The following is a 24,561-nucleotide window of genomic DNA, read 5'->3' as shown; positions in this document are numbered from 1 at the left end:
TTTTCAGTAAGCAGGTCAGGTCGGCCAGCGGGTGTCGACGATGTCGAGCGCGTGGGGTAGCCGGGCCCGGTAGCGCGCCTTGTCGGCAGCCTTGAACGGGCCCCACCACGGGGCCTGGAACAGCTCGACGATCTTGACCTTGGGGCCGTTGTAGCCCGAGGCCAACAGCACCCCGTTGGCCGCATAGCGTCCGCCCTCGTTGGCGCCCTCCATCGTCGTGACGTTCTGGTCGGTCTTGATCCACTCGCCGGCCAGGAACAGGTTGTCGATCCCGGTCGTCGCTTCCGGTCGACGCGCCCATGAGCCCGGGTCCTGGATGAACAGCGGCTCGTCGTTGCGCACATTGGGCGTGCCCGAGTCGATGATCGACGGATCCAGGAACCACGAGTGCAGCATGGCGTCGGTCAGCACCGTGCCGGTGTCGTTGAGATGGGCCTTGATCTGCGCCCAGGCCTCGGCCGCGATCTGCGGGGGCGTGCACTCCCGGGCGCTGCGGCCGTTGAAATTCCCCGGGGTGCTCCAGTCCGAGAGGATCGCCGACAGGCAGTCCCTGACGGTTCCGTCGCCGTAGGAGGTCAGTGGCCGTTTCCAGAACTGGGCCTCGCTGATGGAGGTGATGCCCCAGCCCGAGTCGACATAGTTGACGTGGCCCTTGGTGACGTCGACGCGTTCCCGCAGAAAGAACATCAGACCGTTCATCCACTCGGTGCGTAGCGCGGCCACCGAGGCCAGCTTCGGGTCGGCGGCGATGACGTCCGGGGTGAGCACCGCCGCGAGTTTCTCGCACGGCACCGCCGAGATGTACCAGTCGGCCACCACCGGTTGGGCCACCCCGTTGGCGTCCACGACCGTCGCCGACGCGATGTGGCGGCCATTGGGGGTCAGCCGGGCCAGCGCCTGCCCGACCCGGAACGTCACGCCCATCGACTGCAGATGGGTCACCCACGGGTCGAGCCACTGCAGGCTCGTGGGTCCGTTGAGCACCCGGTCGAATCCCTTGTTGTCGATGTCGTTGCCCAACAGCAGGATCGACCACACCGAGGCCTCCCCGACCAGACCGATCGAATGTGCGCTGGCGTCTTTGGATTTCGAGGCGGCCAGGTTGCGGATGATGCCGTCGGCCAGGTAGCGGTTGTACTCCTTCGACTTCTTGTCGGCACCGATGTACTTCTCCCACGTCATGTTGTCCCACTGGCCGAGCTTGCGTTCGTCGCAGCTGGTCACGTAGACCGCGAGCTTCTGTGCGGCATACACCGCCTCCAGCGGGGGCAGCCGGAACAACGTCTGGAACACCGCGGCCACCGACTCGGTGAAAGCCTTCGGGGTGATCGGATTGGGCAGCGTCGGAATCGGAAATGGCAGCGGGATGGTCAGATCCGCCCGTCCCAGCCCGGAATGCAGGTACGACGTGGCCCGGGTCAGGTTCTGCCAGACCCCGAACGTGTTGCCGGCAAAAGGGATGCGCCGCATGGTGTCGGTGACGTTGCGATAGAACCCCGGGAAGAACCGGAAGCCGTGCTCGGCCGGCAGCGGGCTGCCCGTCGGGCTCGGCGCGGGTATCGACCGCGCCTTGCCGCCCAACGCTTTCCGTTCGAACACCGTGACGCGGTATCCGCGTTCGGCCAATTCGTGCGCGGCGGTCAGCCCGGCCACCCCGGCACCGAATATCGCGACGGTGGACCCTGGGGCCGATCGCGCGGTCCCCGGTGTGCTCAGCGCCGCTGCGGCAACGCCCGCCGTGGCCGTGCCGGCCAAGAACGAGCGCCGCGAGATGTGACGTTCCCCAACTCCACCCGACATACCGATACCACCTCAGCTCGGCAACCTAGTGGGCGCTAAGTTAATCCCGGTTCTGCGTCGTCCCCCATCCGACACGCCGAGTTGCACCTCTCCAGAACAATGTGATCGAAGGGTCACAAACCTGGTAACAGAATCGTTCTGGAACTCCACTGACATCAACCATACGCTCGAGAATGGTCATTCACTTAATTGTTGCGGCGGCGTCATCAAATGTGACATGCTCCACAGGCGACCGGGGGGTCGAAACGGTGCTTCAGCACAGCCGGTGTCACCGGCCGGCCCCGCGCATGCCACAACACGCGCGGAAGGAACTCGATGACCTACGAGCTACCAGCGTCCAAGGGCCCCGTACGGGACGTCCTGGTCCAGGGCGGCTACGTGCTCGGCTTCTCGGTGCAGGCGCTCGTCAGCGTCGTCACCGCGCTGATCCGCCGACGGCTGGTACTCGACGAGGTCGTCACCCAGACCCTGTTCATCGGCCGGGTATGCACCGGGCCAGCCCTGCTGCTGATGATGCCGATCGGCGTGTTCATCGCGGTGTCGGTCGGTGAGCTGGCCGGCCGCATCGGCGCCGGGGGCTACTCGGGCGCGGTGGTGGCATTCATCATCGTCGGCCAGGCCGCAGCCCTGGTCTGCGCCTTGATGATGGCCGGCGTCGCGGGCTCGGCGATCTGCACCGACCTGGGATCGCGCACCATCCGCGAGGAGATCGACGCGATGGAGGTGATGGGCCTGGATGTGATCGAACGCCTGGTCGCACCTCGACTGGTCGCCGCCGTCATCGTGGCGCTGGCCCTGTGTTCCATCGTCACCTTCGGCGGTGTGATGGCCTGCTACCTGTACCACATCAGCGTCCAGCACCTGCCCGCCGGAACGTTCCTGGCCACCTTCAGCCAGTACGGTCAGGTGTCGGATTTCGTCATGGCACTCATCAAGTCGGCGGTGTTCGGGCTGACCGCCACCCTGGTCGCCACCTTCAAGGGCCTGCACGCCAAGGGCGGGGCCGGCGGCGTGGCCAACGCCGTGAACGAGGCCGTGGTGCTGGCCTTCGCCCTGGTCTTCATCCTCAACACCACCATGTCGGCGCTGTACACCGTGGTGGTTCCGGCCGTGGGCAGTTACCGATGACCGCGATCGCCACCAGCACTGCCCTGCACCGGATCTCGCGTCCCGCGGCGGCCGGTTTCGACGCGCTCGCGGTGGCCGGGCAGCACGTCACGTTCTACGCCAAGGTGCTCGGCTCGCTGCCGTACGCCCTGGTGCGCTACCGCAAGCACACCCTCAACCAGATCGGTGAGGTCACCTTCGGCACCAGCTCACTGCTGTCCGGCGGCGGCACCATCGGCATCGTGTTCGCCATGTCGCTGGCCGCGGCCATGATGCTGGGCGTCGAGACCCAGCGCGGCCTGGACCTGGTCGGGATGAACACGCTCTCGGGCATGCTCGCCGCGATCGCCAACACCCGCGAACTGGCGCCCGTCGTGGTGGCAATCGCCTTGGCCGCCAAGGTCGGAACCGGATTCACCGCCCAGATCGGGGCCATGCGGATCTCCGACGAGATCGACGCGATCGACGCCATGGCGCTGCGCTCGGTGCCCTACCTGGTCGGCACCCGCGTGCTGGCCTCGGTGGTATGCGTCATCCCGATCTACATGATCGGGCTGCTCGCCAGCTACCTGTCCACCCGCACCGTGGTGGTGGTCTTCAACGGCGCCTCCCCCGGTACCTATGACTACTTCTTCCACCTGGCCCTCGGCCCGCAGGACCTGCTCTACTCCGGGATCAAGGCGATCGTGTTCGCGATCGTGGTGGCGCTGGTGCACTGCACCTACGGCTACTTCGCCTCGGGCGGGCCGGCCGGGGTGGGGCAGGCCGCAGGCCGCGCACTGCGCACCGCGATCCTCGCGGTCGGCATCCTCGACGTGCTGCTCACCTTCGCGCTGTGGGGCCTGGTCCCCGAGATCCCCGGGATGGGAATGTGAACGGGCTCAGGCGGTCCAGACGCCGCAGGCCTTCGGAACCCAGCCGGGCGAAACTGGCGCTGCGCGGCCTGGCCGCGTCCCTGGTGGCCATGGCAGTGGCGGCGGTCCTGGTGGCGCGGGCGTCGGGCCACCTGGAACGCAGCGCCGACGTGTTCGTCGGGGTTCCGGTGTCGGCCGGGCTGATCACCGGCGGGTCCCCGGTCCGCTATCACGGCGTCAACGTCGGGCGCATCGCCGACATCGAATCGGGCACCCACACGTCACGGGTCCGGTTGGCGATCGAACCCGACAGCCTCGGCGTCATCCCGTCCTCGGCCGTCGCCCGCATCGTGCCCCGCACCTTCTTCGGCGACATCTACCTGCAACTCGTCGACCCGCACGGTGACCGGTCGGCAACGGGGCTCAGACCCGGCGACACCGTGGCGATCGATGACAGCCCCGACGCGATGGCGCTGTACGACGTGTTCACCAAGATCGTCGAACTGTTCTCGCAGATCAAACCCGAGCGCATGCAGACCGCCCTCACCGCGATCAGCCAGTCGCTGCGCAACCGCGGCACCGAGTTGGGCACCACGATCGACAACCTGAGCGCCAGCGCTCAGGTGCTGACCCCCTCGCTCGTCCGATTCCTCGACACCACACCGCAATTCCGGGACGTGATGGCCTCCCTGAACACCGCCACACCCGACATCATCTCGACGCTGTCCGCGGCGACATCGGTGTCGAACCGGATGGTCGACGACCAGAAGAAGTTCGCCTCGGCGCTGGACGGGTTCGCCCGGTTCTCCTCGGTGCTCACCGCGTTCCTGTCCGATCACCGCGAACAGTTGATCACCGTAGTCGACGCGGCGGGCAAGATCATGGCGACCACCGCGGCCCAGCCCCTCGGGCTGGTCGACACCCTGGCCGGCGCCCAGTCATTCGGCGAGGCCGGCGCCAAGGTGTTCGCGACGGGCAAGTTCAACATCACCGCCGTGGCGACCTTCGCCGGGCCGATGCCCTACTCGATGCAGGACTGCCCGGTCTACGGCACCTCCCAGGGTGCGCGCTGCGCCGAATCCGCACCGACGGGCGGCGTTCCCGATCAGCCCGAGGACGTGCTGGCACGCCCGGCCGCCGACCTGCCGGTCACGCCGTTCACCCCGCCCGCGCCGCACATGCCGACCAACTCGTTCCTGCCGCCGGGTCCCGGGCTGCCACAGGCCGCGCCGATCCCGACCGAACCGCTTCCCGCAGAGGCGGTTCCAGGGGCCGCACCGGCCTCCGCCGTCGTCGACGCCGACCGCCAGGCCCACGCGCTGGCGGTGCTGCAGGACGAACTGGTTCCCCCGGCCGGTACCCCCTCAACCCAACCGAACATCGCCACGGTGCTCATGCTGGGCCCGCTGGTGCGCGGCACGGAGGTGCAGGTCTCATGAACCGCAACGGTCGGTGGCAGTCATGGGCCAAGCTGGGCGCCTTCGGCACGGCCGGGGTGCTCAGCGCGGTGCTGGTGATGAACACCCTGTCGGTGCCGGTGCGCGGTAGCACGGTCACCTACCAGGCCCAGTTCACCAGCGTCGAAGGCCTCAACGTCGGAAACCCGGTGACCATGAACGGGATTCGGATCGGCCGGGTGGATTCGATCCGGTTCGCCCCGAATGCCGACGGCACCAGCCGAGCTGACGTCGACATCGAGGTCAACTCCGATTTCACCCTGACCGGCAACGTCACCGCGGCCGTGCGTTACGGCGACATGCTCGGCGCCCGCTACGTGGCGCTGTCCGACCCGGGCGGGGCCATCATGGACGTCTCCACCGACGAACCACCGGCCAGGCTGGCCGCCGGCGGGGTCATCCCACTGGCCCAGACCTCTCCGGCGGTGGACCTGACCGCGCTGCTCAACGGGTTCAAGCCGCTGTTCGACGCGTTGGCGCCCGACCAGGTCAACACCTTGACCCGAGGTTTCGTCGAGACGTTCAGCGGTCAGGCGCAGACTGTGACGACACTGCTCACCCAGATCGCTGCCATGACATCGTCTTTGAGCAACAACGCCGGGATATTCACCCAGCTGGTCGACAACATGTCGACGCTGATGCGGACCATGAACACCCGTCAGCCGCAGCTGGAGCAGATGCTCACCGGCCTCAACCGGCTCAGCGCCGCGGTGACCTCCGGTGACCGGCAGTTCGAGACGCTGATCGACCAGGGCAATGCCGTGCTGGCCACCCTGGCCAACACGGTCAACAACTCGAGTGCCGCCTACGGAGACACCATCACCAGTCTCAATGCCATGCTGCAGGCCTGGCAGCCCAACACCGAGCAGTTCACCACGCTGCTGGCTCGGTTGCCGGAGTTCGGCGATGCGATCAACCGCACCTCCAGCTACGGCGGGTTCGTCAGCCTGTACCTGTGCAACTTCACCCTCAAGATCCGCAGCCACGAAGCCAACATCTTCGGCAACAGACATTCCGAGGTGTGTTTGTAGATGATGTTCCTCGTCAAGCTGATCGACCTCTTCGTCGGCGCGGTGATCTTCCTCTTCGTCAAGGATCAGCGCAAACACAACCCGTCAATCCCGTTGGCGCTGGGTATGATCGGCACCATAACGCTGGTGGCGATCATGGTCGTCTCGATCGGGATCCCGCGCGCCGTGTACCACGTGCGCACCAACGCCTATGTAGCCGAACTGGCCAACGCCAGCGGACTGACCGGCGGTGACCCCGTCTATGTGGCCGGGGTGCCGGCCGGGCGGGTCGAGGATGTGACCCTGGCCCGCGACCGGGTCCGCGTCGGCTTCCGCCTGGACAAGGCGCAGGCGCTGGGCAACCGCACCACGGTGACGGTGCGGCTGCGGACCGTGCTGGGCAAGCGATTTCTCGACGTGATGCCCGCCGGGGTGCCAAACAGCACAGCCAACGGGGTCGATCCCCGCATTATCCCGTTGTCGCGCACCACCGTTCCCTACAGCCTGGACGAAGTCGGGCGCAAGGCCGCCGACACCGCCGAACACGTCGATCAGCAACCGTTGACCGCGATGATGAACACCCTGGCCGAAACCATGCCGGGCAACAGCGCCGAACTCGGCCAGGCCCTGGCCGGGATCAGCGCCGCCAGTTCGGCCTTCGCCGAGAACGGCGACAAGATCGACGAGATCCTGCGGATCAGCCGACAAATGGCCGAAATGCTGTCGCACCAGACGGATTCACTGGCCGACACCGCCGCCAACGCGCAGTACATCGTGTCCTCGTTGGCCGCCCGCCGCCAGGCGCTGACCGACATCGTCACCAACCTCACCGCGATCATGCGGCAGTTGGCCGCGACCTACACCGAGAAGCAGGCCGATTTCAGCAGTTTGATCGCCGGCCTCACCGCGGTCACCGGAACCTTGAAAGCCAACGTGGACAAGATCGACCAGACCTTGCAGCAGATGCCCCCGGCGATCCGTGCCGTCACCAACGCCACCGGCAACGGCAATTGGGCAGACGTCAATTCACCGTCCGTGGTGATGCCCGACAACCTGTTGTGCTTCCTCAACGTTCAGCGGGAGTGCCGATGAAGCGACGGATTACCTTGGCGCTCGTCGTCGCCCTGTGTGTCGCGGCCGGCGGCTGGTATGTCTTCGGCCGCACCGACCGGGCCCGAACCGTGCACGCCGACTTCGGCTACATCAACGGCATCTACCCGGGCAGCAAGGTCACCGTCCTCGGCGTGCCGGTCGGTCGGGTGACCGCGGTGACGCCGCAGGGCACCACGGTGCGGGTCACCATGACCCTGCCCGACGACGTCGCGCTGCCCGCAGATCCAGACGCCTACGTGGTGAGCCCGGCGCTGATCAGCGACCGCAGTGTGGAACTCGGCCCCGCCTACAGCGGATCGGGGCCCACCCTGGCCGACGGGCACGTCATTCCCGCCGACCACAGCCACTCCCCGATCACCTTCGACAGCATGCTGGGCAGCCTGAGCACATTGACCTCGGCGATCGGCCCGCAGCAGGGTGACATCGGCGCGGTGCTGGTCCGCGGTGCCGACCAATGGCGCGATCAGGGCAAGCTGTTCAACTCCGCGATGCGCAACCTCAGCGCCGCCAGCGGCGTGCTGGGCGCCCGAGCCGAGGACATCGGTGCGGTGGTGGACAACCTCAGCACGTTGATGGCCGCATTCGATCAACGGCAGGTGTCGCTGAACCAGATGGTCACCGAACTCGGCCAGGTCGGCGACAGCTGGGCCGACACAGGCGTCGACATCGCCCAGCCGATGGCCGATCTCAAGGTCGTGCTCGATCAGGTCGACACCTTCGTGGCCCAGCACGGCGACGACCTGGGCACCATCGCGGCCAACCTCAACGCCGTCGGCGATGTGCTGACCGCCAAGCAACCGCAACTGGCCGAATTCATGGACCTGGTGCCGCTGATGATGCAGAACCTGTCCAACACTGTCGGCCAGGACCGACGCGGCCGGATCCGGCTGAACGTGTCCACGGTGCTGACCCAGTTCGCCGCGGCTCAGAACTTCTGTGACCGCAACATGTTGCCGATGTGCGTGGGTGCCGGGATCACCAACCCGATCTCGTATCCGATCAGCCGCTCGGACCCGCTGGGCATCGTGTCCGCCGTGACCGGCAACGCCCCGGCGCCGAACCCGAAGTACCCGAGGTGAACGGTCATGCGTAGATCCCTGCCCCGCCCGACCCTGACCGGCGCCGCCACCGGCTGCGCCGTGGTGGTGGCCGCAGCCGCCGTGTGGGCCTTGAGCGATATCGGAATTCAGGACTTACCCCTGGGCCGCACTTCCCCCAGCGACACCATGGCCGTCACGGTCGTGCTGCCGACCGCCGACGGCATCACGATCGGCGCCGACGTGCGCAACGGGCAGAAGGTGGTGGGCCGGGTGAGCGGGATGAGCCTGGCCGCCTCGGGCGCCTCGGTGCAGCTGAGCCTGAGCGATGCCGACGGACTGGACTCCGCGACGGTGGCCAGCGTGGAACTGCCCTCGGCCCTGGGCAATCCGTTCGTCCGGCTCAGCAGCGCCCAGCCGGCACCGCAGCGAGCATTGCGCGACGGAGACGTGATCCCGCCCAGCCACACCGAACTGGGGCCGCAGATCGAAAGCGCGCTGGCCACATTCGGCGCCCTGCTGTCCCGTAGCGGCGTCGACCAGTTGGCCACCATCGTCACCGAACTGGACAAGGCATTCGCCGGCCGGGCCGACAAGGTACGCGGCCTGATCGACTCGATGTCGTTGCTGGCCGCCAAGGCCTCCGAACACCAGGGCGAATTCGATCAGGCGATGAGCCTGGCCGCCAACATCGCCGGGCAGTTCGGCAACGAGCAGAAGGCTGTGGCCGGATACCTCGACGCGGTACCCAAGGTGGTGGCGATGCTCGATGTGCAGCGCGCCAAGCTGCAAACCCTGTTCTCCTCGACCACCGCGCTGGCCGCCACCGCCAACAGCGTGCTGCAATCGACCGACCTCAACACCATGGTGACCGACGCGGGCACCGTCGTCGGCATGATGGGTACCTTCAACGACCGGCTCGGCGCGATGCTCACCTCGATGAACACCTTCCTGGAGAAGTTCGGCAGCTCGGTGCACGGCGACTACCTGATGTTCGATGGGGCCCTGGACATTCCGGGCACCATCGACAAACTCCTCACCGGAGGGTTGATCGTGAACGGCACCCCGATCACCGGGGACGTCGCCCTCGATGGGTTTTTGTCGGGAGGCCTGAATTGAGACGTCTGGTAGTGGTTCAGCTGGCGATCTTCGCGGTGATCGCCGCGGTCGTCATCCCGTTCGGAGTCCGTTACGTGGCCGGGCCGCAAGGCTTCCGGACGCCGATGACGCTGACCGCGACGATGACCGACGCGTTCGGACTTACCGCGGGGACCAGCGTCACGGTACGCGGCGTGCAGGTCGGCACCGTCGACGACGTGTGGCTGGACCCCGACGGCACGGCCATGGTGCGGCTGGCGATCGACCCCGACACCCGGATCCCGCGGGACGCGATCCTGACCGTCGGGATGGGCACGGCCGCGGGCATCCAGAGCGTCGACATCATGCCGCAGTCCGACACCGGGCCCTACCTGGCCTCCGGTGACACCATCGCCGCCCCGGCCGACCGGCAACCGATCCAGATGGACCGGATCATGGGCGACACCGCTCAGTTGGTGAAAGGCATCGACACTCAAGCGGTTCGGGACGTCGGCACCGAGCTGTCGAACGCATTCGACGGGCTGGGGCCCGATCTGGCCATGCTGCTCGACAACGCGTCGGACATGTCCACCCGGATCCGCAACCAGACCGGTCAGCTGCAGCCGCTGATCGAGGGCACCGCCGAGCTCGTCACCACGATGGCCGGGCAGGGCGACCCGTTCGTGCGCGGTATGGGCGCCAGCGCGCGGTTGGCCAATCAGCTCGACGGCAGCGGACCGGCATTCCTGTACCTGACCGACCACTCGCCGGCCGCGCTGGCCTCGCTGCAACGCGTGCTCGACACCTATAAGGGCACCTTCGGCGCCACCCTGGCCAACCTCGCCACCGTGACCCCCATCATCGGCGACCGCACCGACTCGTTGCAGACGGGACTGTCGACGATCCCGAAAGGCCTGCAAGACCTGACCTCGATCGTCAAGCTGGACGCCACCGGCCAGACCCGCGCCGACTTCTCGCTGATCGCCACACAGGGGCCGGTGTGCAACTACGACGTCGACCGGCGAGCCATCGGTGACGTCAGCCCGACCGAACCGAACCTGGTGATGTACTGCCCGCCGGCACCCGACATGCTGATGCGGGGCGCGATCAACGCACCCCGACCCAACGATCTCGGCCTGCAGAACTCGCAGACCCCCGGGCACCCGATCGGCCCCGAGGTGGTCAACGACCCGGTCAAGGTCCCGACCCTGGCCCAGCTGGCCTACAAATGGCGCAGCATCCTGAAAGGTGGCCCGCAGTGAGCAATTCCGATGACGACTCCGTCGGCTCCGCCGACAACGACCGCAACGAATCGGTGCTGACGTTGGAGGATCCTTCAGAAGGCACAGCAGACACCACAGACGAAACCGACGAGCTCGAAGCTGCGTCCGGGTCAGGCCGGACCAGGCGCCCGGTGGTGGTCGGCCTGATCGCACTACTGGCCCTCGCCGCCACCACGGCGCTGGTGCTGTTGTCGATCAGCGAATACCAACACCGTCGCGATGACGCCTTGCGCAGCCAGGCCGTGGCGATGTCGCGGGACTACCTGGTGGCGATGGCCGCGTTCGACTACCAGAAGATGGACGCCAACCGCGAACACATCGTCGCCAATTCCACGCCCGGCTTCGCGGCCAAATACGACGAGATGGTCAAGGCGCTGCGCGACATCGTGGTGACCAGCAAAGGTGTCGCGACCGCGACCGCAGACCACGTGGTGGTCGACTCACTCGACGGCGACGCGGCGACCGTCGTGGCGTTCGTCGATCAGCATGTCACCAATGTGACTGCGCCCCAAGGCAGCGACCAGAAGTACCGCATGGTGGTCAAGCTGGTGCGCAGCGGCGATCGCTGGATCGTCGACGACGTGCAGACCGTGTAATCCCCCCCGTTAGCCATAGTTCGCCCCCGAGAGGAGTCCCATGCCGGCGACATACGTGGATCTGGCCGCCGAACCGCGGTTGACCACTGCCGAAACGCGCATCACCGTCACTCAGCGGGTGCCCCGGTGGATCCGCAAGAAACACGTCGACCTCACCGACGCACTGGACTTCTGGTCCGCCGCCGGGGCGGCGGCCAACGTCATCATGCAGATGAGCTGGCCGGAAGTCGGCTACGGCGTGGCCGAAAGCCGGGTGGAGTCAGGCAGTTTGGTGCACCATCCGTGGAAGCGGTTGCGCACCACCGCGCAGTACCTGACCGTGGCGATCCTCGGCACCGACGAGGAGAAGAACGCCTACCGCGAGGCGGTCAACGTCGCGCACCGCCAGGTCAGATCCACCGAAGACAGCCCGGTCAAGTACAACGCGTTCAACCGCGAACTCCAGTTGTGGGTGGCGGCATGCCTTTTCATCTTCTACGAGGACACCCATCAGCTGCTGTACGGCACCATGACCGAGGAGCAAGCCGAGACCTTCTACCAGAGTGCGATGACGATCGGCACCACCCTGCAGGTGCTCGAAGAAATGTGGCCGGCCACCCGGGCAGACTTCGACGCGTATTGGAACACCGCGTGCGAACGCGTCGACATGACCCCGTTCGTACGGGATTACCTCATGGTCCTGGTGGACCTGCGGATGATCAACTGGCCGATGCGCAAGATGCTCGCGCCGCTGCTGCGGTTCTTGACCATCGGCTTCCTGGCGCCGGTGTTCCGCGACGCGATGGGACTGGAGTGGACCGAAACGGACCGGCGCCGGTTCGAACACCTCTTCCTGTTCGTGGCGTTCGTCAACCGCTTCCTGCCGAAGTCGCTGCGCAACGGCAACTACACGGTGCTGATGAAGGATCTGCGCCGCCGGATCCGTCGCAAGAAGGCGCTGATCTGACGCCGGCGGCGGCCGATCTCGGCCCGGACACCCTGCTGGGGCGTCATCTGCCGGACCGACGGTTTCTGTTCGTGCTGCCGCGGGCGGTCTGCCTGCAGTCGCTGCATCCGACGATCGCCACCGGGATCTCCCAGCATGCCCTGCTGCGGCGACGGGTCTGGCTGCACCACAAACGCACAGTGACCCAGGCGATCCGGATCGCCTTCGCCGAGGTGGACATGCGCCCCTACATCCGGTTCGCACACGAAGAGGTCAAGGGCCGTGATCCGGCCGGGCAGAAGTACCACGCGCTCAATCCCGAGGTGTTCCACTTCCAGCACGCCACCTACGTGGAAAGCCTGGTGATGATGGTCAACACCTTCATCCGGAGGCTCGACGAGCGCGAGCACGAGCAGCTCTATCAGCAGTGCTGCGCGTGGTACCGCCGCTACGGCATCTCCACGCGGCCGATGCCGGCGAGCTGGCCCGATTTCTGTGAGTACTTCGAAGCGGCGTGCCGCACTCAGCTGAGCGCGGGCGCGCACTTCGAGCCGTTCCGCCGGCAGATGTTCGCGCCGACGGACTGGTGGCCGCGGGCCGTGCCGCGCCGGGCGATCCGGGCCATGCAGCACCCCCGCGCGGCCGAGTTGACCGGAACCCGGATCAGCCCCGGCGATCAGCGCGCCCTGCGGCGGTTCACCGTGCTCAGCCGTGCCCTGTCCTGACCTTCCGCCGAAACGGCATTCCAGCAGGTGGCTACTCGCACAAATCCTGCCGGCATGCCATTTCGGCGAGGGAAGGGGCGAGAATGAGCGGGTGCGCAGACCTCGGATGTTGTGTGTCGTTGTCGCGGTGGCGTTCGCCGCCATGACCGGTTGCACGAGCACCGTGTCCGGAACCGCCCAGCCGAAGGCTCCGCCACCGGAGGAGATCAAGCTCGAGCAGATCATGTTGCCGATCGACGAACTCAAGGCGATCGTCGGTGCCAAGAACCTGGTGTTGACCAGAAATTCCGCCGAGATGAACGACAACTTTCCGAAAGTTCGTAGCGAAAGGTGCCTGGCCGCACTGTATCCCGCAGAAGACATGGACTACCGGTTCACGTACTGGACCGCGGTACGCAACCAGATAGCCCAAGACTCAGACTCCGACCACCGACATTGGGTGCAACAGGCCGCGGTGCTCTACACCTCTGAGGACGAGGCCCGAAGCATGCGGAAGATCTCGGCGAAGGTATGGGGCGAATGCACCGGATCTGCGGTCCCGATTCACGAGGAGCACGGCATCGAGGTCTGGAACATCGGCGAGCTCATCTTCGGCGATGAGCTGATCAAACAGACAGCCACCCGCGAGGGCACCGACGGATGGTCCTGCCAGCACGCCAGCGCGACGGTCTCCAGAATGTCCGTCGAGGCCAAGGTGTGCGGCCATGACATCCACGACCAGGCCGCCACCGTCGTCAACAAGTTGGTCGCCAACGCGCGGCGCTGAACAGCTCAGCGGTGCTCAGGACGCCGGCTTGGTAGCCGCGTGCAGCGCCACGATGCCGCCGGTCAGGTTGCGCCACTTGACCTGTGACCACCCGGCCTCGCCGATGCGCCGGGCCAGCTCGGCCTGATCCGGCCAGGCCCGGATTGACTCGGCCAGGTACACATAGGCGTCCGGATTACTCGACACCGCGGTGGCCATCCGCGGCAGCGCCTGCATCAGGTACTCCTTGTAGAGCGTGGCGAACGCAGCGTTGGTCGGCGTGGAGAACTCGCACACCACCAGCCGGCCACCGGGCCTCGTCACCCGGGCCATCTCACGCAGACCCGCAACGTGGTCGACGACGTTGCGCAACCCGAAGCTGATCGTGACCGCGTCGAACACCCCGTCGGCGAACGGCAGCCGGGTGGCGTCGGCCCCCACCTTCGGCACCGGGCGCGACGCCCCCGCGGCGAGCATGCCCACCGAGAAGTCCGCGGCCACGCACCAGGCACCCGAGGACGCCAATTCGACCGTCGACACCGCGGTGCCTGCCGCCAGGTCGAGCACCTTGTCGCCGGGGCCGATCCCGAGCGCGGCACGCGTCTGCCGGCGCCAGAACCGGTCCTGCCCGAGTGAGAGCACCGTGTTGGTCAGGTCGTAGCGCCGTGCCACGGCATCGAACATCGACGCCACTTCGTGGGGGTTCTTCTCCAGGCTCGCTCGGCTCACGCCGCCGACGCTACCCGTAGCCATCCCGGTGAATTTTCTGCGACCGCGAATTGGGGTTCGCCACGCCGACTTGAACCTGATCATGAGTGAAAAAGTGTGGTTCATCACCGGTGCATCGAGAGGATTCGGCCGCGGCGGTCCTCCAGATCGTCGACGCCGAGAACCCGCCGCTGCGGGTGTTCTTCGGCGAGCTGCCGTTGCAGCTGGCAAAGGCCGATTACGAGAGCCGGCCGGCGACGTCGGAGCAGTGGCAGCCGGTGTCGGTGCTCGCGCAAGGGTAGGGGCGTTTCATCCGGCAATACCCGGGGAAGCCTGCATAGATGCCGGAGACCGTCACACAGAAGCTGATCGGATCCCATCTCGTCTCCGGGTCGATGACGCCCGGGGACGAGATCGCGATCCGCATCGACCAGACGCTGACCCAGGACGCCACGGGGACGCTGGTGATGCAGGAACTAGAGGCGCTCGGGCTCGACCGGGCCCGCACCGAGGTCAGCGTGCAATACGTCGATCACAATCTGCTGCAGACCGACGAGAAGAACGCCGAGGACCACGAGTACCTGCGGACCGCTGCGCAACACTTCGGCCTGTGGTTCTCCAAGCCCGGCAACGGGGTCTCCCACCCGACTCACATGCAACGCTTCGGCATACCCGGCAAGACGATGGTGGGTTCGGACTCCCACACCCCGGCGGCCGGATCGCTGGGGATGTTGGCGATCGGCGTCGGCGGGCTCGAGGTGGCGCTGGCCATCGCCGGCGAGCCGTTGCACCTCCGCGCGCCCGAAGTATGGGGGGTGCGCCTGGAAGGCGAACTGCCGCAATGGTGTTCGGCGAAAGACGTGATCCTGGAGATGTTGCGGCGCCATGACGTCAAGGGCGGCGTCAATCGCATCATCGAATACCACGGCCCCGGGCTGGGCGGGCTGTCGGCCATGGACCGCCACGTCATCGCCAACATGGGTGCCGAGCTCGGCGCCACCACAACCGTGTTCCCCAGCGACGACGCGGTGCGTGATTTCCTCGTCGCCGAGGACCGCGGTGACGACTGGGTTGAGCTCGTGGCCGACGACGGTGCGCAATACGACATCGACGAGGTCATCGACCTGTCGGCACTCGAACCGTTGATCGCCAAACCGTCGTCGCCGGGCAACGTCGTCCCGGTGTCGGAGGTGGCAGGCGAACCGGTGGCCCAGGTTGTCATCGGCTCCAGCGCCAACCCCGGATTGCGGGACTTCGCCATCGCCGCGGCGATGGTGCACGGCCACCAGACCTCGCCCGACGTCAGCTTCGACGTCAACCCCACCTCCCGTGAGATCCTCACCGACCTGACCACGATGGGCGCCACGACCGAGCTCGTGATCAACGGTGCACGGATCCACCAGGCGGGCTGCATGGGTTGCATCGGGATGGGCCAGGCTCCGGCCACCGGCCGCAATTCCCTGCGCACCATGCCCCGCAACTTCCCCGGCCGCTCCGGCACCAAGGAGGATTCGGTGTGGCTGTGCTCCCCGGAAACCGCTGCGGCGTCGGCGATCACGGGTGTCATCACCGACCCCAGACAATGGGCCGCCGACAACGGGATCGAGTATCCCGAGCTCGATCTGCCCGCCCACTGCAGCGTCAACACCGCCATGCTGGTGGCCCCCGCCGCACCCGAGCAGGCCCAGGCTGTCGAAGTCATCAAGGGTCCCAACATCTCCAGCCTGCCGGAGCTGACGCCGCTGCCCGACATGATCGAGGCGCCGGTCCTGCTCAAAGTCGGCGACAACATCTCGACCGACGAGATCTCCCCGGCGGGTGCCCGGGCGCTACCGTTCCGGTCGAACATCCCGAAACTCGCCACCTTCAGCTTCACCCAGATCGACGAGACCTATCCGCAACGAGCGCAGTCCGCGCAAACCGGCCACATCATCGTCGGCGGGGAGAATTACGGCCAGGGCTCCTCACGCGAGCACGCCGCGATCGCGCCGCGCTATCTCGGGTTGCAGGCGGTGATCGCCAAGTCGTTCGCGCGTATCCATTGGCAGAACCTGGCCAATTTCGGTGTGCTGGCACTGGAATTCGCCGATCCCGCCGATTACGACTCGGTGGCACAAGATGATGTGCTGACGCTGGGCGGGCTGCGGCAGGCACTGGCCGAGGGCGATCCGATCACAGTGACCAACACCACGCAGGGCACGTCATTTCCGGTGCGCCATCACCTTTCGCCGAGGCAGATCCGGCATGTGCTGGCGGGTGGGCTCATTCCGTGGCTGGCCGCGCAGGAGAAAAACTAGATCGATCCCCGCCAGCAAAGGGCCCGCGGGCGTAGCCTTGGGCCCATGCCGACGATCACGACTTCTGACAATGTCGAGATTTTCTATCGGGATTGGGGCTCGGGCCAGCCGATCGTGTTCAGCCACGGGTGGCCGTTGTCCGCCGACGACTGGGACACGTTCATGCTGTTCTTCCTGCAGCACGGTTACCGTGTCGTCGCCCATGACCGCCGGGGCCACGGACGCTCATCGCAGGTGGCCGACGGTCACGACATGGACCACTACGCCGACGACCTCGCCGCCGTCGTCCAGCACCTGGACCTGCACGATGCCATCCACGTCGGGCACTCGACCGGCGGCGGTGAGCTGGTGCGCTATCTGGCGCGCCACGGCCTGGACCGGGCCGCGCATGCGGTGCTGATCAGCTCGGTGCCCCCGCTGATGGTGCAGACCGACGCCAACCCGGGCGGGCTGCCCAAGTCGGTATTCGATGACCTGCAGGCACAGTTGGCGGCCAACCGTTCGGTGTTCTACCGCGCCCTGCCGTCAGGCCCGTTCTACGGCTTCAACCGGGAACAAGAGAAGACCCCGCAGCCTGCCCGCGAGGCGATCATCGCCAACTGGTGGCGACAGGGCATGATGGGCGATCCCAAAGCCCACTACGACGGCATCGTTGCGTTCTCCCAGACCGATTTCACCGAGGATCTCAAGAAGATCACCCTGCCGTCGTTGGTGATGCACGGCGAAGACGACCAGATCGTGCCGTACGCCGATTCCGGTCCGCTGTCGGCGAAGCTGCTGCCCAACGGGACCCTCAAGAGCTACCCAGATTTCCCGCACGGCATGCCGACCACCCAGGCCGAGACGATCATGGCTGACCTGCTGGCGTGGCTGCGCTCCTGAACCTGTTGCGCCTGAACCTTGTTGCGCCCGAAAGATGATCAAGCCGCGCGCAGCTGCCGCAGGCCCTGCACGGCCTCATAGTGCCCGATCAACTCATCGCAGATGGCCGGCCAGGTGCGACTCAGCACGCTTCGGCGTGCGGCCAACGAGTAGCGCGACCGCTCGGCGATCAGATGTTCCACGGAGGCGGGCAGCGCGGACTCGAACTCGTCGACCGGCAGCAAGAGCCCGGTGCGGTACGGCGCCACGAGATCTCTGGGACCACCCGCATCGGGAGCGATCACCGGCAGCCCTGAGGCCATCGCCTCCTGCACGGCTTGGCAAAACGTCTCGTGCTCACCGGGATGGACGAAGACGTCCATGCTGGCGTAGGCCGCGGCCAGCTCTGGCCCGTGCAGTTCACCGGTGAAAACGGCTGTGGGCAGGACCGTTTGGAGTTTGGCGCGATCCACCCCGTCGCCCACCACCACCAGCTGCAGGTCTTCACGCCCGGCCAAGGCTGCCAGCCGCTCCACATGCTTCTCGGGCGCCAGCCTCCCGACGAACCCCACGATCGGCCTGCCCTCGGCAGACCACGACGCGCGCAACTGCTCATCGCGCGCCGACGGCGCGAAACCGGTGATGTCAACCCCGCGGCCCCACTTGAACACGCGCGGAATCCGATGTGAATCAAGGTTTTCCATCGCCGACGTGGACGGCGCCAGGGTGCGGTCGGCCTTGCTGTGCAACCGCCGCGTCCACGCCCACGAGGCCCGCGAGAGGACGCCGATGCCGTAGCTCTCGGCGAAACCGGCGACATCGGTCTGGAACACCGCCACCGTCGGCACACCCAGATAACGGGCCGCGTGCACCCCACCCCAGCCGAGCAATGCCGGCGACGCCAGATGCACGACGTCCGGGTCGAAGCCGCGCAGCACATTCACCATCCGGGGCCGCGGCACACCCAGCGGCAGCGAGGTCACCTTGGGAAACATCCGCGACGGCACGCGGTGCACCCGCACCCCGTCGTGCAGGCGTTCGGCCGGCGGCTGACCCCGCGGCGTGTCCGGGGCGATGACGAGTACCTCGTGGCCCGTGCGGCGGAGATGCTCGATCACCCGAAGCACCGAGTTGGTGACGCCGTTGACATTCGGGAGGAAGGACTCTGCAACGATCGCAACGCGCACACTTGGATGGTTCCAGCGGCACCTGTCGCCGAGGTAGCGTCCGGGGATACGACACGCTAAAACCTGATGCGCAGGGATAGGGTTGCCGCATGCGATTGTCTCGCGTCGCCGCAGCGATGCTGGCCGTGCTGGCCTTGTCCGTTGCCGGCTCCACCGCGGGCTGCAGCCGCGTCGTCGACGGCACCGCGCAGGCCAGCGGAAACAAGCCGGGCAGCGAGATCACCAAGGACGGCGCGGGCATCAAGATCGGCTACCCCGACGCGCCCGCGCAGATCGAGTTGTTCACCGAACCGCAGTGCCCGGCATGCGCCCACCTGCAGCACGAGTCCGGCGACGCCATCGCTGCGGCCGTCGGCCAAGGCCGCCTGGCGGTGACGTACCGCCCACTGACCTTCCTGGACCGCTCCGTCACGGAGTACTCGGCGCGCGTCGCCAACGCGCTGTTCCTGGCCGCGGGCCCGAACACCACCGGGACCGCGTTCCAGGCATTCGTGCAGGACCTTTGGGGCCACCAGCAACCCGAGGGCTCGCCCGGACCCACCGACGAAGCCATCGCGGCCATGGCCTCCGACAGCGGGGTCGGCTCCGAGCAGGTCGACAAGATCGCCACCGGAGAAAAGGCGATCGACGCCGGCCAACTCAACGACGCCAACGCCGGGCTGCTCAGCGAAACCCAATACGAGGTGTCCACCCCTGCGGTCTACGACCTGGTGGGCCAGCAAGTGGTGGACACCAGCGACCCCGACTGGCTGGACAAACTACTGACTACGCCGCAGAGCTGACCCGGCTCAGCCGTCGCTGCAGGAACGCCAGCAGCGTCAGCGCCGCGGCCGCGACCAGCCAGCCCACCACCGCGATCGAACCGGCCGGGATGATCGCCAGCGACGCATTGCGGTCGCGGACCCGCACCAGATCGGGATTGTTCTTGTCGTACTCGACATAGATCCGCATCCCGGCGTCGAGTTCGGACGGGTACAGCACGCCCAGCTCCGGGCGGTAGGTGACGCGGTCGGGTGTCACGAACTCGATCGTCGAGCGGCGCGGCCCGGCGCTGAGCACCTCCGCGGCGGCCACCCCCATGTGGCGCTCGATCTGCTGATCGTTGCGCCAGGCGCCGACCACCAGTAGCACCGACTGCAACGTGACCAGACATGCGGCGATCACCACACCGATGCGCACCCGGCGGATGATCCGCTGCGACCGCGTCTCCCCCGGTTCGCCGTACAGATGCGGAATCAGCGGCTGCATCCACGCCCGCAAACGGGCCGCGATCTGCGCCGGCCTCACAGGGCCGCCTTGATCGACGCGTGCAGGGCGCGCAGCGACGACCGGTCGGCCTTCACCTCCAGCACCCGCATGCCGTCGAAGGGTTCGGCCAGCGCCGCGGCGAGATCGCCGACCTCCATCTGCCGGCTGTCGACGTGATACGCGCGGCACAACGCCGCGACATCCACATCGTGCGGGGTGCCGAAGATCCGTGACGAGACATCGGCGAACCGTGGATCGCCCTGCTCGAGCAGCTCGAAGATGCCGCCGCCGTTGTCGTTGGACACCACGATGGTCAGGTTGCGCGGTGTCGGCTCGGTGGGCCCGATCAACAGGCCCGAGCTGTCGTGCACGAAGGTCAGGTCCCCGATCAGCGCGATGGTCCTGCGCGGCCCGTTGCCGCCACCCGCCCGTTCGTGGGCCAGCGCCGCACCGATCGCCGTCGACACCGTGCCGTCGATACCGGCCACACCGCGGTTGGAACGCACCTTGACCCCCTCGGTGCCCGGACCCACCAGCGCGGCGTCGCGCACCGGGTTGGACGCGCCCAGCACCAGCTGATCCCCGGGCCGCAACGCGTCGGCGACCACGGCGGCCACGTGCAGGCCGGTGGTCAGCGGATGCGACGCGAGTTGATCGCGTACTGCCGCGACGGCGTGGCCGTTGAGCTCGCTGCAGCGGGCCAGCCAGGCCGGGTCGGGCGCGCCGGCCGTCACCGCACGGGTGCCGGTGGCCATCGAGTTGCCCGACACATCGGGCCAGCGCGGGCCGGTGGTCAGCGCATAGACCGGCACCGCCGGATCGGCCAGCAGCGCCGAAACCGGCCGGTGCAGGGTGGGACGGCCCAGCATGATGACCTGTTTGGGATGCACCAGGCGCAGTGCCAGTGGGTGCAGCGGGTTCTCCGGACGCGGCGCGGTGGGCTCGGCCACCGTCGGCAACCCGGCCAGATTCGGGTGAACACCGGCACCGTGCCCGGCAATCACCACGGTGTCGGGGGTGAGGTCGATCTCCAGCGGCTGGTCGAAACTCACCGGCGGGGTATAGGTCCAGGGCTTGCCGTCCGGGCGGCCCGGCGGGATCGATGAATCCCCGTGCGCGCGGTCGGGAACCAGCGGTTCGCGCAACGGGATGTCGAACTGCACCGGCCCGGCGTTGGCCGTGCGCGATCCGGTGGCCGCCGCCAGCACCCGGCAGGTCGCCGAACGCCACTGGGCGTTGAGGGTGTCCAGCTCGCCGGGTTGGCTCCCGGTCAACTCGGGCGCCAGGCCCAGACTGATGTTGGCGCGCACCTGAGTACCGAAATAGCCCAGCTGCTCGAAGGTCTGGTTGGCGCCGGTGCCCAGCATCTCGTACGGCCGGTTGGCGCTCAGCACGATCAGCGGCACCCGGGCGTAGTTGGCCTCGACGACCGCGGGGCCGAGGTTGGCGACCGCCGTGCCCGAGGTCATCGCGATACAGACCGGGGACCGTTCGTCCGTGCCTCCCCCGGTCGCCAGCCCGATGGCCAGATACCCGGCCGTGCGCTCGTCGATCCGGACATGCAGCCGGATCCGGCCGGCGCGGTCGGCGTCGGACAGCGCGAACGCCAGCGGGGCGTTACGCGAGCCCGGGCACAGCACGACATCGCGGACACCGCCGCGGATCAGTTCGTCGACGACTACGCGCGCCTGTGCCGTCGAGGGGTTCACGACTCCACCCTATTCTTCAGTACTGGCCGGTCAGACCGGTCTGACCGGCCAGGAACTCGAGCAGCGCGGCATTGACGACGTCCGGCTTCTCGATGAAACCCAGGTGGCCTGTGTCGGGGATCTCCAGGTACCGGGCGGTGGGGATCGCGTCGGCGACCTCACGACCCAGGTGAGCGGGCAACACCACGTCGTCGGCAAACCCCATGACCAGCACCGGCGTGGTGATGGACCGGTAGGCCGGAAGCCGGTTGTCCTCGGGCCCGACATCGAGCTGCGTGAGCAGGCCCGGGGTCTGCTTGGTGGGCCACATGGTGAACATCTCGGCCCAGTCGCGCACCAGGCGGTCGTCGTTGAGCGTCTTGGGCGAGAAGCTCTCCAACATCCGCATCTTGGCGTCGAACTTCGGTGGCAGCTGAACACCCGAGGTCGCGAAGTCCCGTTCGGCATCGCGGAAGAACTCACGGGCCCGGTCGTGACGGCCGCGGGTGGCCATCAGAACCGCCGAACGCACCAGGTCTGGGCGGGCCAGCATCAGTTCCTGGGCAATGAAAGAGCCCATCGACACCCCCACGAGGTGCGCAGGCGCGGCCCCCAGCGTCTCGATCAGCTCGGCGGTGTCGGCCACCATCTGCGCAGTACCGAACCCGGCGGCGTTCTCGGTGGCGCCGACTCCACGGTTGTCGAAGGTGATGACGCGGTAGCCGGCCCGCTGCAACGCCGGGACCTGATGCAGATGCCAGGTGCGCCCGGCACCTCCGCGGCCCGCGATGAACAGCACCGGCTGGCCCTTGCCTCGGTCGTCATAAGCCAGATTCACCCGGCCGACGCTACTCGATGGTGCTCAGTGCAACAGATCACGCGCTCAGGCCGGATTAGCGCTCACGCGCTTGTGCCGCCCCCGCGCCCGCCGGATCGCCTGATCCCACGCCAGCAGTACCCCGGCCTTGAGCGGTTCGGGCTTGATCATGTCCTTGCTCAGCAGCGCGGTGGCACCGGCTTTGGTGGCCGCGCTCGCCTTCGACATGTGCCCGGAATCGAACGGGGGCTGCGGGTCGTACTCGATCATCAACTGAATGGCCTTGGCCTTCGCCTCGCCGGCGATCTGGCCGGCCAACCAGATACCCAGGTCGATGCCCGCCGAGACGCCTGCCGCCGTGATCACCTTGCCGTCGGGCTCGGCGCGCACGATGCGCTGGTCGGCCACCGGTTTCGCGCCCATCAGCTTCAACGCACTCAGCACCGACCAGTGCGAGGTGGCGGGTTTACCCTCGAGGAGTCCCGCCGCGGCAAGCGCCACCGAGCCCGAGCACACCGACGCCATCCACGTGCTGCCCGGGTACACCCGGCGCAGCCAGTCGAGCACCTTCTCGTCGCGGGCCACCATGGTGGTACCCGGACCGCCGGGCACCAGCACCACGTCGGGTGACGGGGTTTCGTCGAAACTGTGGGTGGCGCCCACGGTCAGCACGCCGGAATCGGCGGTGACGGGGCCCGGCTCGTACCAGACGAAACGCACTTCGGTGTCAGGCAGGTTGCGCAACACCTCATAGGGCCCGATGAAGTCGAGCGCGGTGAAGCTGGGGTACAACACGATGGCGATCTGCATGGGTTGGTCCTTTCAGGCGGTTAAATCCGCACTCCTCGAGTGCGCGGATGTCTTTCGATATTGGTCGGGTGAAATACCGAGGCGTCGAACAAAATTGCGCCTCATGGTCTCCGCGGTGCCGAACCCGCACCGGGCGGCGATCGCGGTGACGGTGTCGTCGGACTCCTCGAGCTGGCGGCGCGCGGCATCGGTGCGGATACGCTCGACGTAAGCGCCGGGTGCTTCCCCGACCTCATCGGTGAACACCCTGGTGAAATGCCGCGGGCTCATCGCCGCGCGCCGGGCCAGCTCGGAAATGCTGTGTGTGCCACCGGGTTCGGTCTCGATAGCTTCCTGCACCGCACGGATCGGGGCCCGTTTGGCCCGTGGCATCCACACCGGCGCGGCGAACTGTGTCTGCCCGCCGGGGCGGCGCAGATACAGCACCAGGTACCGGGCGACGGTCTGCGCGACGTCGGTGCCGTAGTCATCCTCGACCAGCGCCAACGCCAGGTCGATCCCCGCCGTGACGCCGGCCGCCGTCCACACCTGCTCGGAGCTCCGGACGAAGATCGGCTCCGGATCGACTGCCACCAAAGGGAATTCCTCGGCCATCCGGCGCGCCTCGGACCAGTGGGTGGTGGCCGGGCAGCCGTCGAGCAGGCCGGCCTGGGCAGCCAGGAACGCTCCTGTGCACACACTGACGACGCGGCGGGCGTGCTTGGCCGCGGTGCTGATCCAGTCGACGACGGCCGGGTTGCCGCGGGCGGCGTCGGCGCCGATTCCGCCCGGGATGACGATCGTGTCGATCGGCTCATGAAAGTCGGGCAGCGGGGCCGCGACGAACTCCAACCCGGTAAGGGTGGCCACGGGTTGGCCGTCCACGGCGGTCAAGGTGACGGCATAGCCGTCGTCGGGCCTGCCTTTTCCGGCCAGGACCAGAGTGGCGGTGGAGAACACGTCGAACGGCCCGACCAGGTCCAGAGCCTGCACCCCGGCATAGCCCAGGATCATCACCGATCGCATCACCTCTTCAGTGTTCGCGACCTCGGCGATGGCGTCTATGCCGTGTACCCCACAAATCAGGACATCGATCTATTGGCGGCTGCAACGCTAATGGGGAGGGAACGGCGGATCTTCGAGCGGTGTGGCGTGGTTGGGAGGACGCTGTTTAACCGAGCCGCCGGCCGGTGAGCGTTGAGTTACGCCGAAGCGATGGTCGACTTCTAACTCCAGA

General features: G+C 67.3%; 23 protein-coding genes and 1 pseudogene. 16 read left to right on the top strand and 8 right to left on the bottom strand.

Translation table 11 applies throughout. From position 1 onward, the window contains the following. Positions 1 to 15 precede the first annotated feature (15 nt). Complete coding sequence (locus E0T84_RS28315; protein ID WP_070187054.1) at positions 16 to 1,800, bottom strand: FAD-dependent oxidoreductase; 1,785 nt, start codon at positions 1,798 to 1,800, stop codon at positions 16 to 18. Between the two features lie 315 nt (positions 1,801 to 2,115). Between E0T84_RS28315 and E0T84_RS28310 the strand changes: the two genes are divergently transcribed. The 12 genes from E0T84_RS28310 to E0T84_RS28255 all read left to right on the top strand — a co-directional run bounded on the left by E0T84_RS28310 (position 2,116) and on the right by E0T84_RS28255 (position 13,750). Beyond that, positions 2,116 to 2,928 carry an ABC transporter permease gene (locus tag E0T84_RS28310; protein WP_036389232.1) on the top strand — a complete coding sequence of 271 codons (813 nt, stop codon included), beginning with the start codon at positions 2,116 to 2,118 and terminating at the stop codon, positions 2,926 to 2,928. Next, positions 2,925 to 3,782 (top strand): ABC transporter permease, encoded by an 858-nt coding sequence (locus E0T84_RS28305; protein WP_070187053.1) that lies wholly within the window; start codon positions 2,925 to 2,927, stop codon positions 3,780 to 3,782. Before E0T84_RS28310 ends, E0T84_RS28305 begins: the two co-directional genes overlap by 4 nt. Beyond that, positions 3,779 to 5,200, top strand: coding sequence for an MCE family protein (locus E0T84_RS28300; RefSeq protein WP_131823129.1), 1,422 nt, complete (start codon positions 3,779 to 3,781; stop codon positions 5,198 to 5,200). The genes E0T84_RS28305 and E0T84_RS28300 overlap by 4 nt, the downstream gene beginning before the upstream one ends. Next, complete coding sequence (locus tag E0T84_RS28295) at positions 5,197 to 6,249, top strand: MCE family protein (RefSeq protein ID WP_138746125.1); 1,053 nt, start codon at positions 5,197 to 5,199, stop codon at positions 6,247 to 6,249. The genes E0T84_RS28300 and E0T84_RS28295 overlap by 4 nt, the downstream gene beginning before the upstream one ends. Positions 6,250 to 6,252: 3 nt before the next feature. Then, on the top strand, positions 6,253 to 7,320 hold the full coding sequence (locus E0T84_RS28290; RefSeq protein ID WP_138746128.1) for an MCE family protein: 1,068 nt from the start codon (positions 6,253 to 6,255) through the stop codon (positions 7,318 to 7,320). Further along, on the top strand, positions 7,317 to 8,420 hold the full coding sequence (locus tag E0T84_RS28285; protein ID WP_138746124.1) for an MCE family protein: 1,104 nt from the start codon (positions 7,317 to 7,319) through the stop codon (positions 8,418 to 8,420). The genes E0T84_RS28290 and E0T84_RS28285 overlap by 4 nt, the downstream gene beginning before the upstream one ends. A gap of 6 nt (positions 8,421 to 8,426) precedes the next feature. Then, positions 8,427 to 9,497, top strand: coding sequence for an MlaD family protein (locus E0T84_RS28280; RefSeq protein ID WP_138746123.1), 1,071 nt, complete (start codon positions 8,427 to 8,429; stop codon positions 9,495 to 9,497). Continuing rightward, positions 9,494 to 10,717: an MlaD family protein gene (locus tag E0T84_RS28275; protein ID WP_138746122.1), complete on the top strand. Its 1,224-nt coding sequence runs from the start codon at positions 9,494 to 9,496 to the stop codon at positions 10,715 to 10,717. Before E0T84_RS28280 ends, E0T84_RS28275 begins: the two co-directional genes overlap by 4 nt. Further along, positions 10,714 to 11,334 carry a mce associated protein mas1a gene (locus tag E0T84_RS28270; protein ID WP_138746121.1) on the top strand — a complete coding sequence of 207 codons (621 nt, stop codon included), beginning with the start codon at positions 10,714 to 10,716 and terminating at the stop codon, positions 11,332 to 11,334. The genes E0T84_RS28275 and E0T84_RS28270 overlap by 4 nt, the downstream gene beginning before the upstream one ends. 40 nt (positions 11,335 to 11,374) lie before the next feature. Continuing rightward, positions 11,375 to 12,280, top strand: a complete 906-nt coding sequence (locus tag E0T84_RS28265) for an oxygenase MpaB family protein (protein ID WP_070187048.1) — start codon at positions 11,375 to 11,377, stop codon at positions 12,278 to 12,280. Further along, complete coding sequence (locus E0T84_RS28260; RefSeq protein ID WP_070187077.1) at positions 12,277 to 12,984, top strand: oxygenase MpaB family protein; 708 nt, start codon at positions 12,277 to 12,279, stop codon at positions 12,982 to 12,984. Before E0T84_RS28265 ends, E0T84_RS28260 begins: the two co-directional genes overlap by 4 nt. Positions 12,985 to 13,075: 91 nt before the next feature. Next, positions 13,076 to 13,750: a sensor domain-containing protein gene (locus E0T84_RS28255; protein WP_131823128.1), complete on the top strand. Its 675-nt coding sequence runs from the start codon at positions 13,076 to 13,078 to the stop codon at positions 13,748 to 13,750. 15 nt (positions 13,751 to 13,765) lie between these two features. Here the strand turns inward: E0T84_RS28255 and E0T84_RS28250 are convergent, their stop codons facing one another. Next, entirely contained in the window at positions 13,766 to 14,458 is a 693-nt protein-coding gene (locus E0T84_RS28250) for a demethylmenaquinone methyltransferase (RefSeq protein WP_070187046.1), read from the bottom strand. A gap of 122 nt (positions 14,459 to 14,580) precedes the next feature. Between E0T84_RS28250 and E0T84_RS28245 the strand changes: the two are divergent. The 3 genes and pseudogenes from E0T84_RS28245 to E0T84_RS28235 all read left to right on the top strand — a co-directional run. Next, positions 14,581 to 14,739 (top strand): annotated as a pseudogene (locus tag E0T84_RS28245) (short-chain dehydrogenase/reductase); the annotation flags it as partial. A gap of 39 nt (positions 14,740 to 14,778) precedes the next feature. Beyond that, a complete protein-coding gene (locus E0T84_RS28240) occupies positions 14,779 to 16,734 on the top strand; it encodes an aconitate hydratase (RefSeq protein WP_138746120.1) in 1,956 nt (651 codons plus the stop codon). Positions 16,735 to 16,779: 45 nt separating this feature from the next. Continuing rightward, positions 16,780 to 17,616: an alpha/beta fold hydrolase gene (locus E0T84_RS28235; RefSeq protein WP_075910261.1), complete on the top strand. Its 837-nt coding sequence runs from the start codon at positions 16,780 to 16,782 to the stop codon at positions 17,614 to 17,616. Positions 17,617 to 17,654: 38 nt separating this feature from the next. Here E0T84_RS28235 and E0T84_RS28230 read toward each other — a convergent pair whose 3' ends face one another. Continuing rightward, on the bottom strand, positions 17,655 to 18,782 hold the full coding sequence (locus E0T84_RS28230) for a glycosyltransferase family 1 protein (protein WP_070187042.1): 1,128 nt from the start codon (positions 18,780 to 18,782) through the stop codon (positions 17,655 to 17,657). A gap of 89 nt (positions 18,783 to 18,871) precedes the next feature. Here E0T84_RS28230 and E0T84_RS28225 point away from each other — a divergent pair, with 89 nt between their 5' ends. Further along, positions 18,872 to 19,564, top strand: coding sequence for a thioredoxin domain-containing protein (locus E0T84_RS28225; RefSeq protein ID WP_249383767.1), 693 nt, complete (start codon positions 18,872 to 18,874; stop codon positions 19,562 to 19,564). Here E0T84_RS28225 and E0T84_RS28220 read toward each other — a convergent pair. The 5 genes from E0T84_RS28220 to E0T84_RS28200 are packed head-to-tail and all read right to left on the bottom strand — an operon-like array spanning position 19,548 to position 24,350. After that, positions 19,548 to 20,030 (bottom strand): DUF3592 domain-containing protein, encoded by a 483-nt coding sequence (locus E0T84_RS28220; RefSeq protein ID WP_070187075.1) that lies wholly within the window; start codon positions 20,028 to 20,030, stop codon positions 19,548 to 19,550. The two genes, E0T84_RS28225 and E0T84_RS28220, sit on opposite strands and share 17 nt — an antisense overlap. A 35-nt stretch (positions 20,031 to 20,065) precedes the next feature. Beyond that, positions 20,066 to 21,739, bottom strand: a complete 1,674-nt coding sequence (gene menD / locus E0T84_RS28215; RefSeq protein ID WP_070945965.1) for a 2-succinyl-5-enolpyruvyl-6-hydroxy-3-cyclohexene-1-carboxylic-acid synthase — start codon at positions 21,737 to 21,739, stop codon at positions 20,066 to 20,068. 16 nt (positions 21,740 to 21,755) lie between these two features. After that, the gene (locus tag E0T84_RS28210) at positions 21,756 to 22,556 is read right to left on the bottom strand and encodes an alpha/beta fold hydrolase (RefSeq protein WP_138746119.1); all 801 of its coding nucleotides are present in this window, start codon (positions 22,554 to 22,556) and stop codon (positions 21,756 to 21,758) included. A gap of 45 nt (positions 22,557 to 22,601) precedes the next feature. Then, a complete protein-coding gene (locus E0T84_RS28205) occupies positions 22,602 to 23,345 on the bottom strand; it encodes a DJ-1/PfpI family protein (protein ID WP_138746118.1) in 744 nt (247 codons plus the stop codon). A 12-nt stretch (positions 23,346 to 23,357) separates the two neighbouring features. Next, a complete protein-coding gene (locus E0T84_RS28200; RefSeq protein ID WP_249383768.1) occupies positions 23,358 to 24,350 on the bottom strand; it encodes a GlxA family transcriptional regulator in 993 nt (330 codons plus the stop codon). Positions 24,351 to 24,561: the final 211 nt, after the last annotated feature.

Origin of the sequence: Mycobacterium sp. DBP42, from assembly GCF_005924235.1 — a bacterium.
Classification (GTDB): domain Bacteria; phylum Actinomycetota; class Actinomycetes; order Mycobacteriales; family Mycobacteriaceae; genus Mycobacterium; species Mycobacterium syngnathidarum.
The sequence above is the reverse complement of the archived record's forward strand: the minus strand, read 5'-3'. Positions and strand labels throughout refer to the sequence as shown.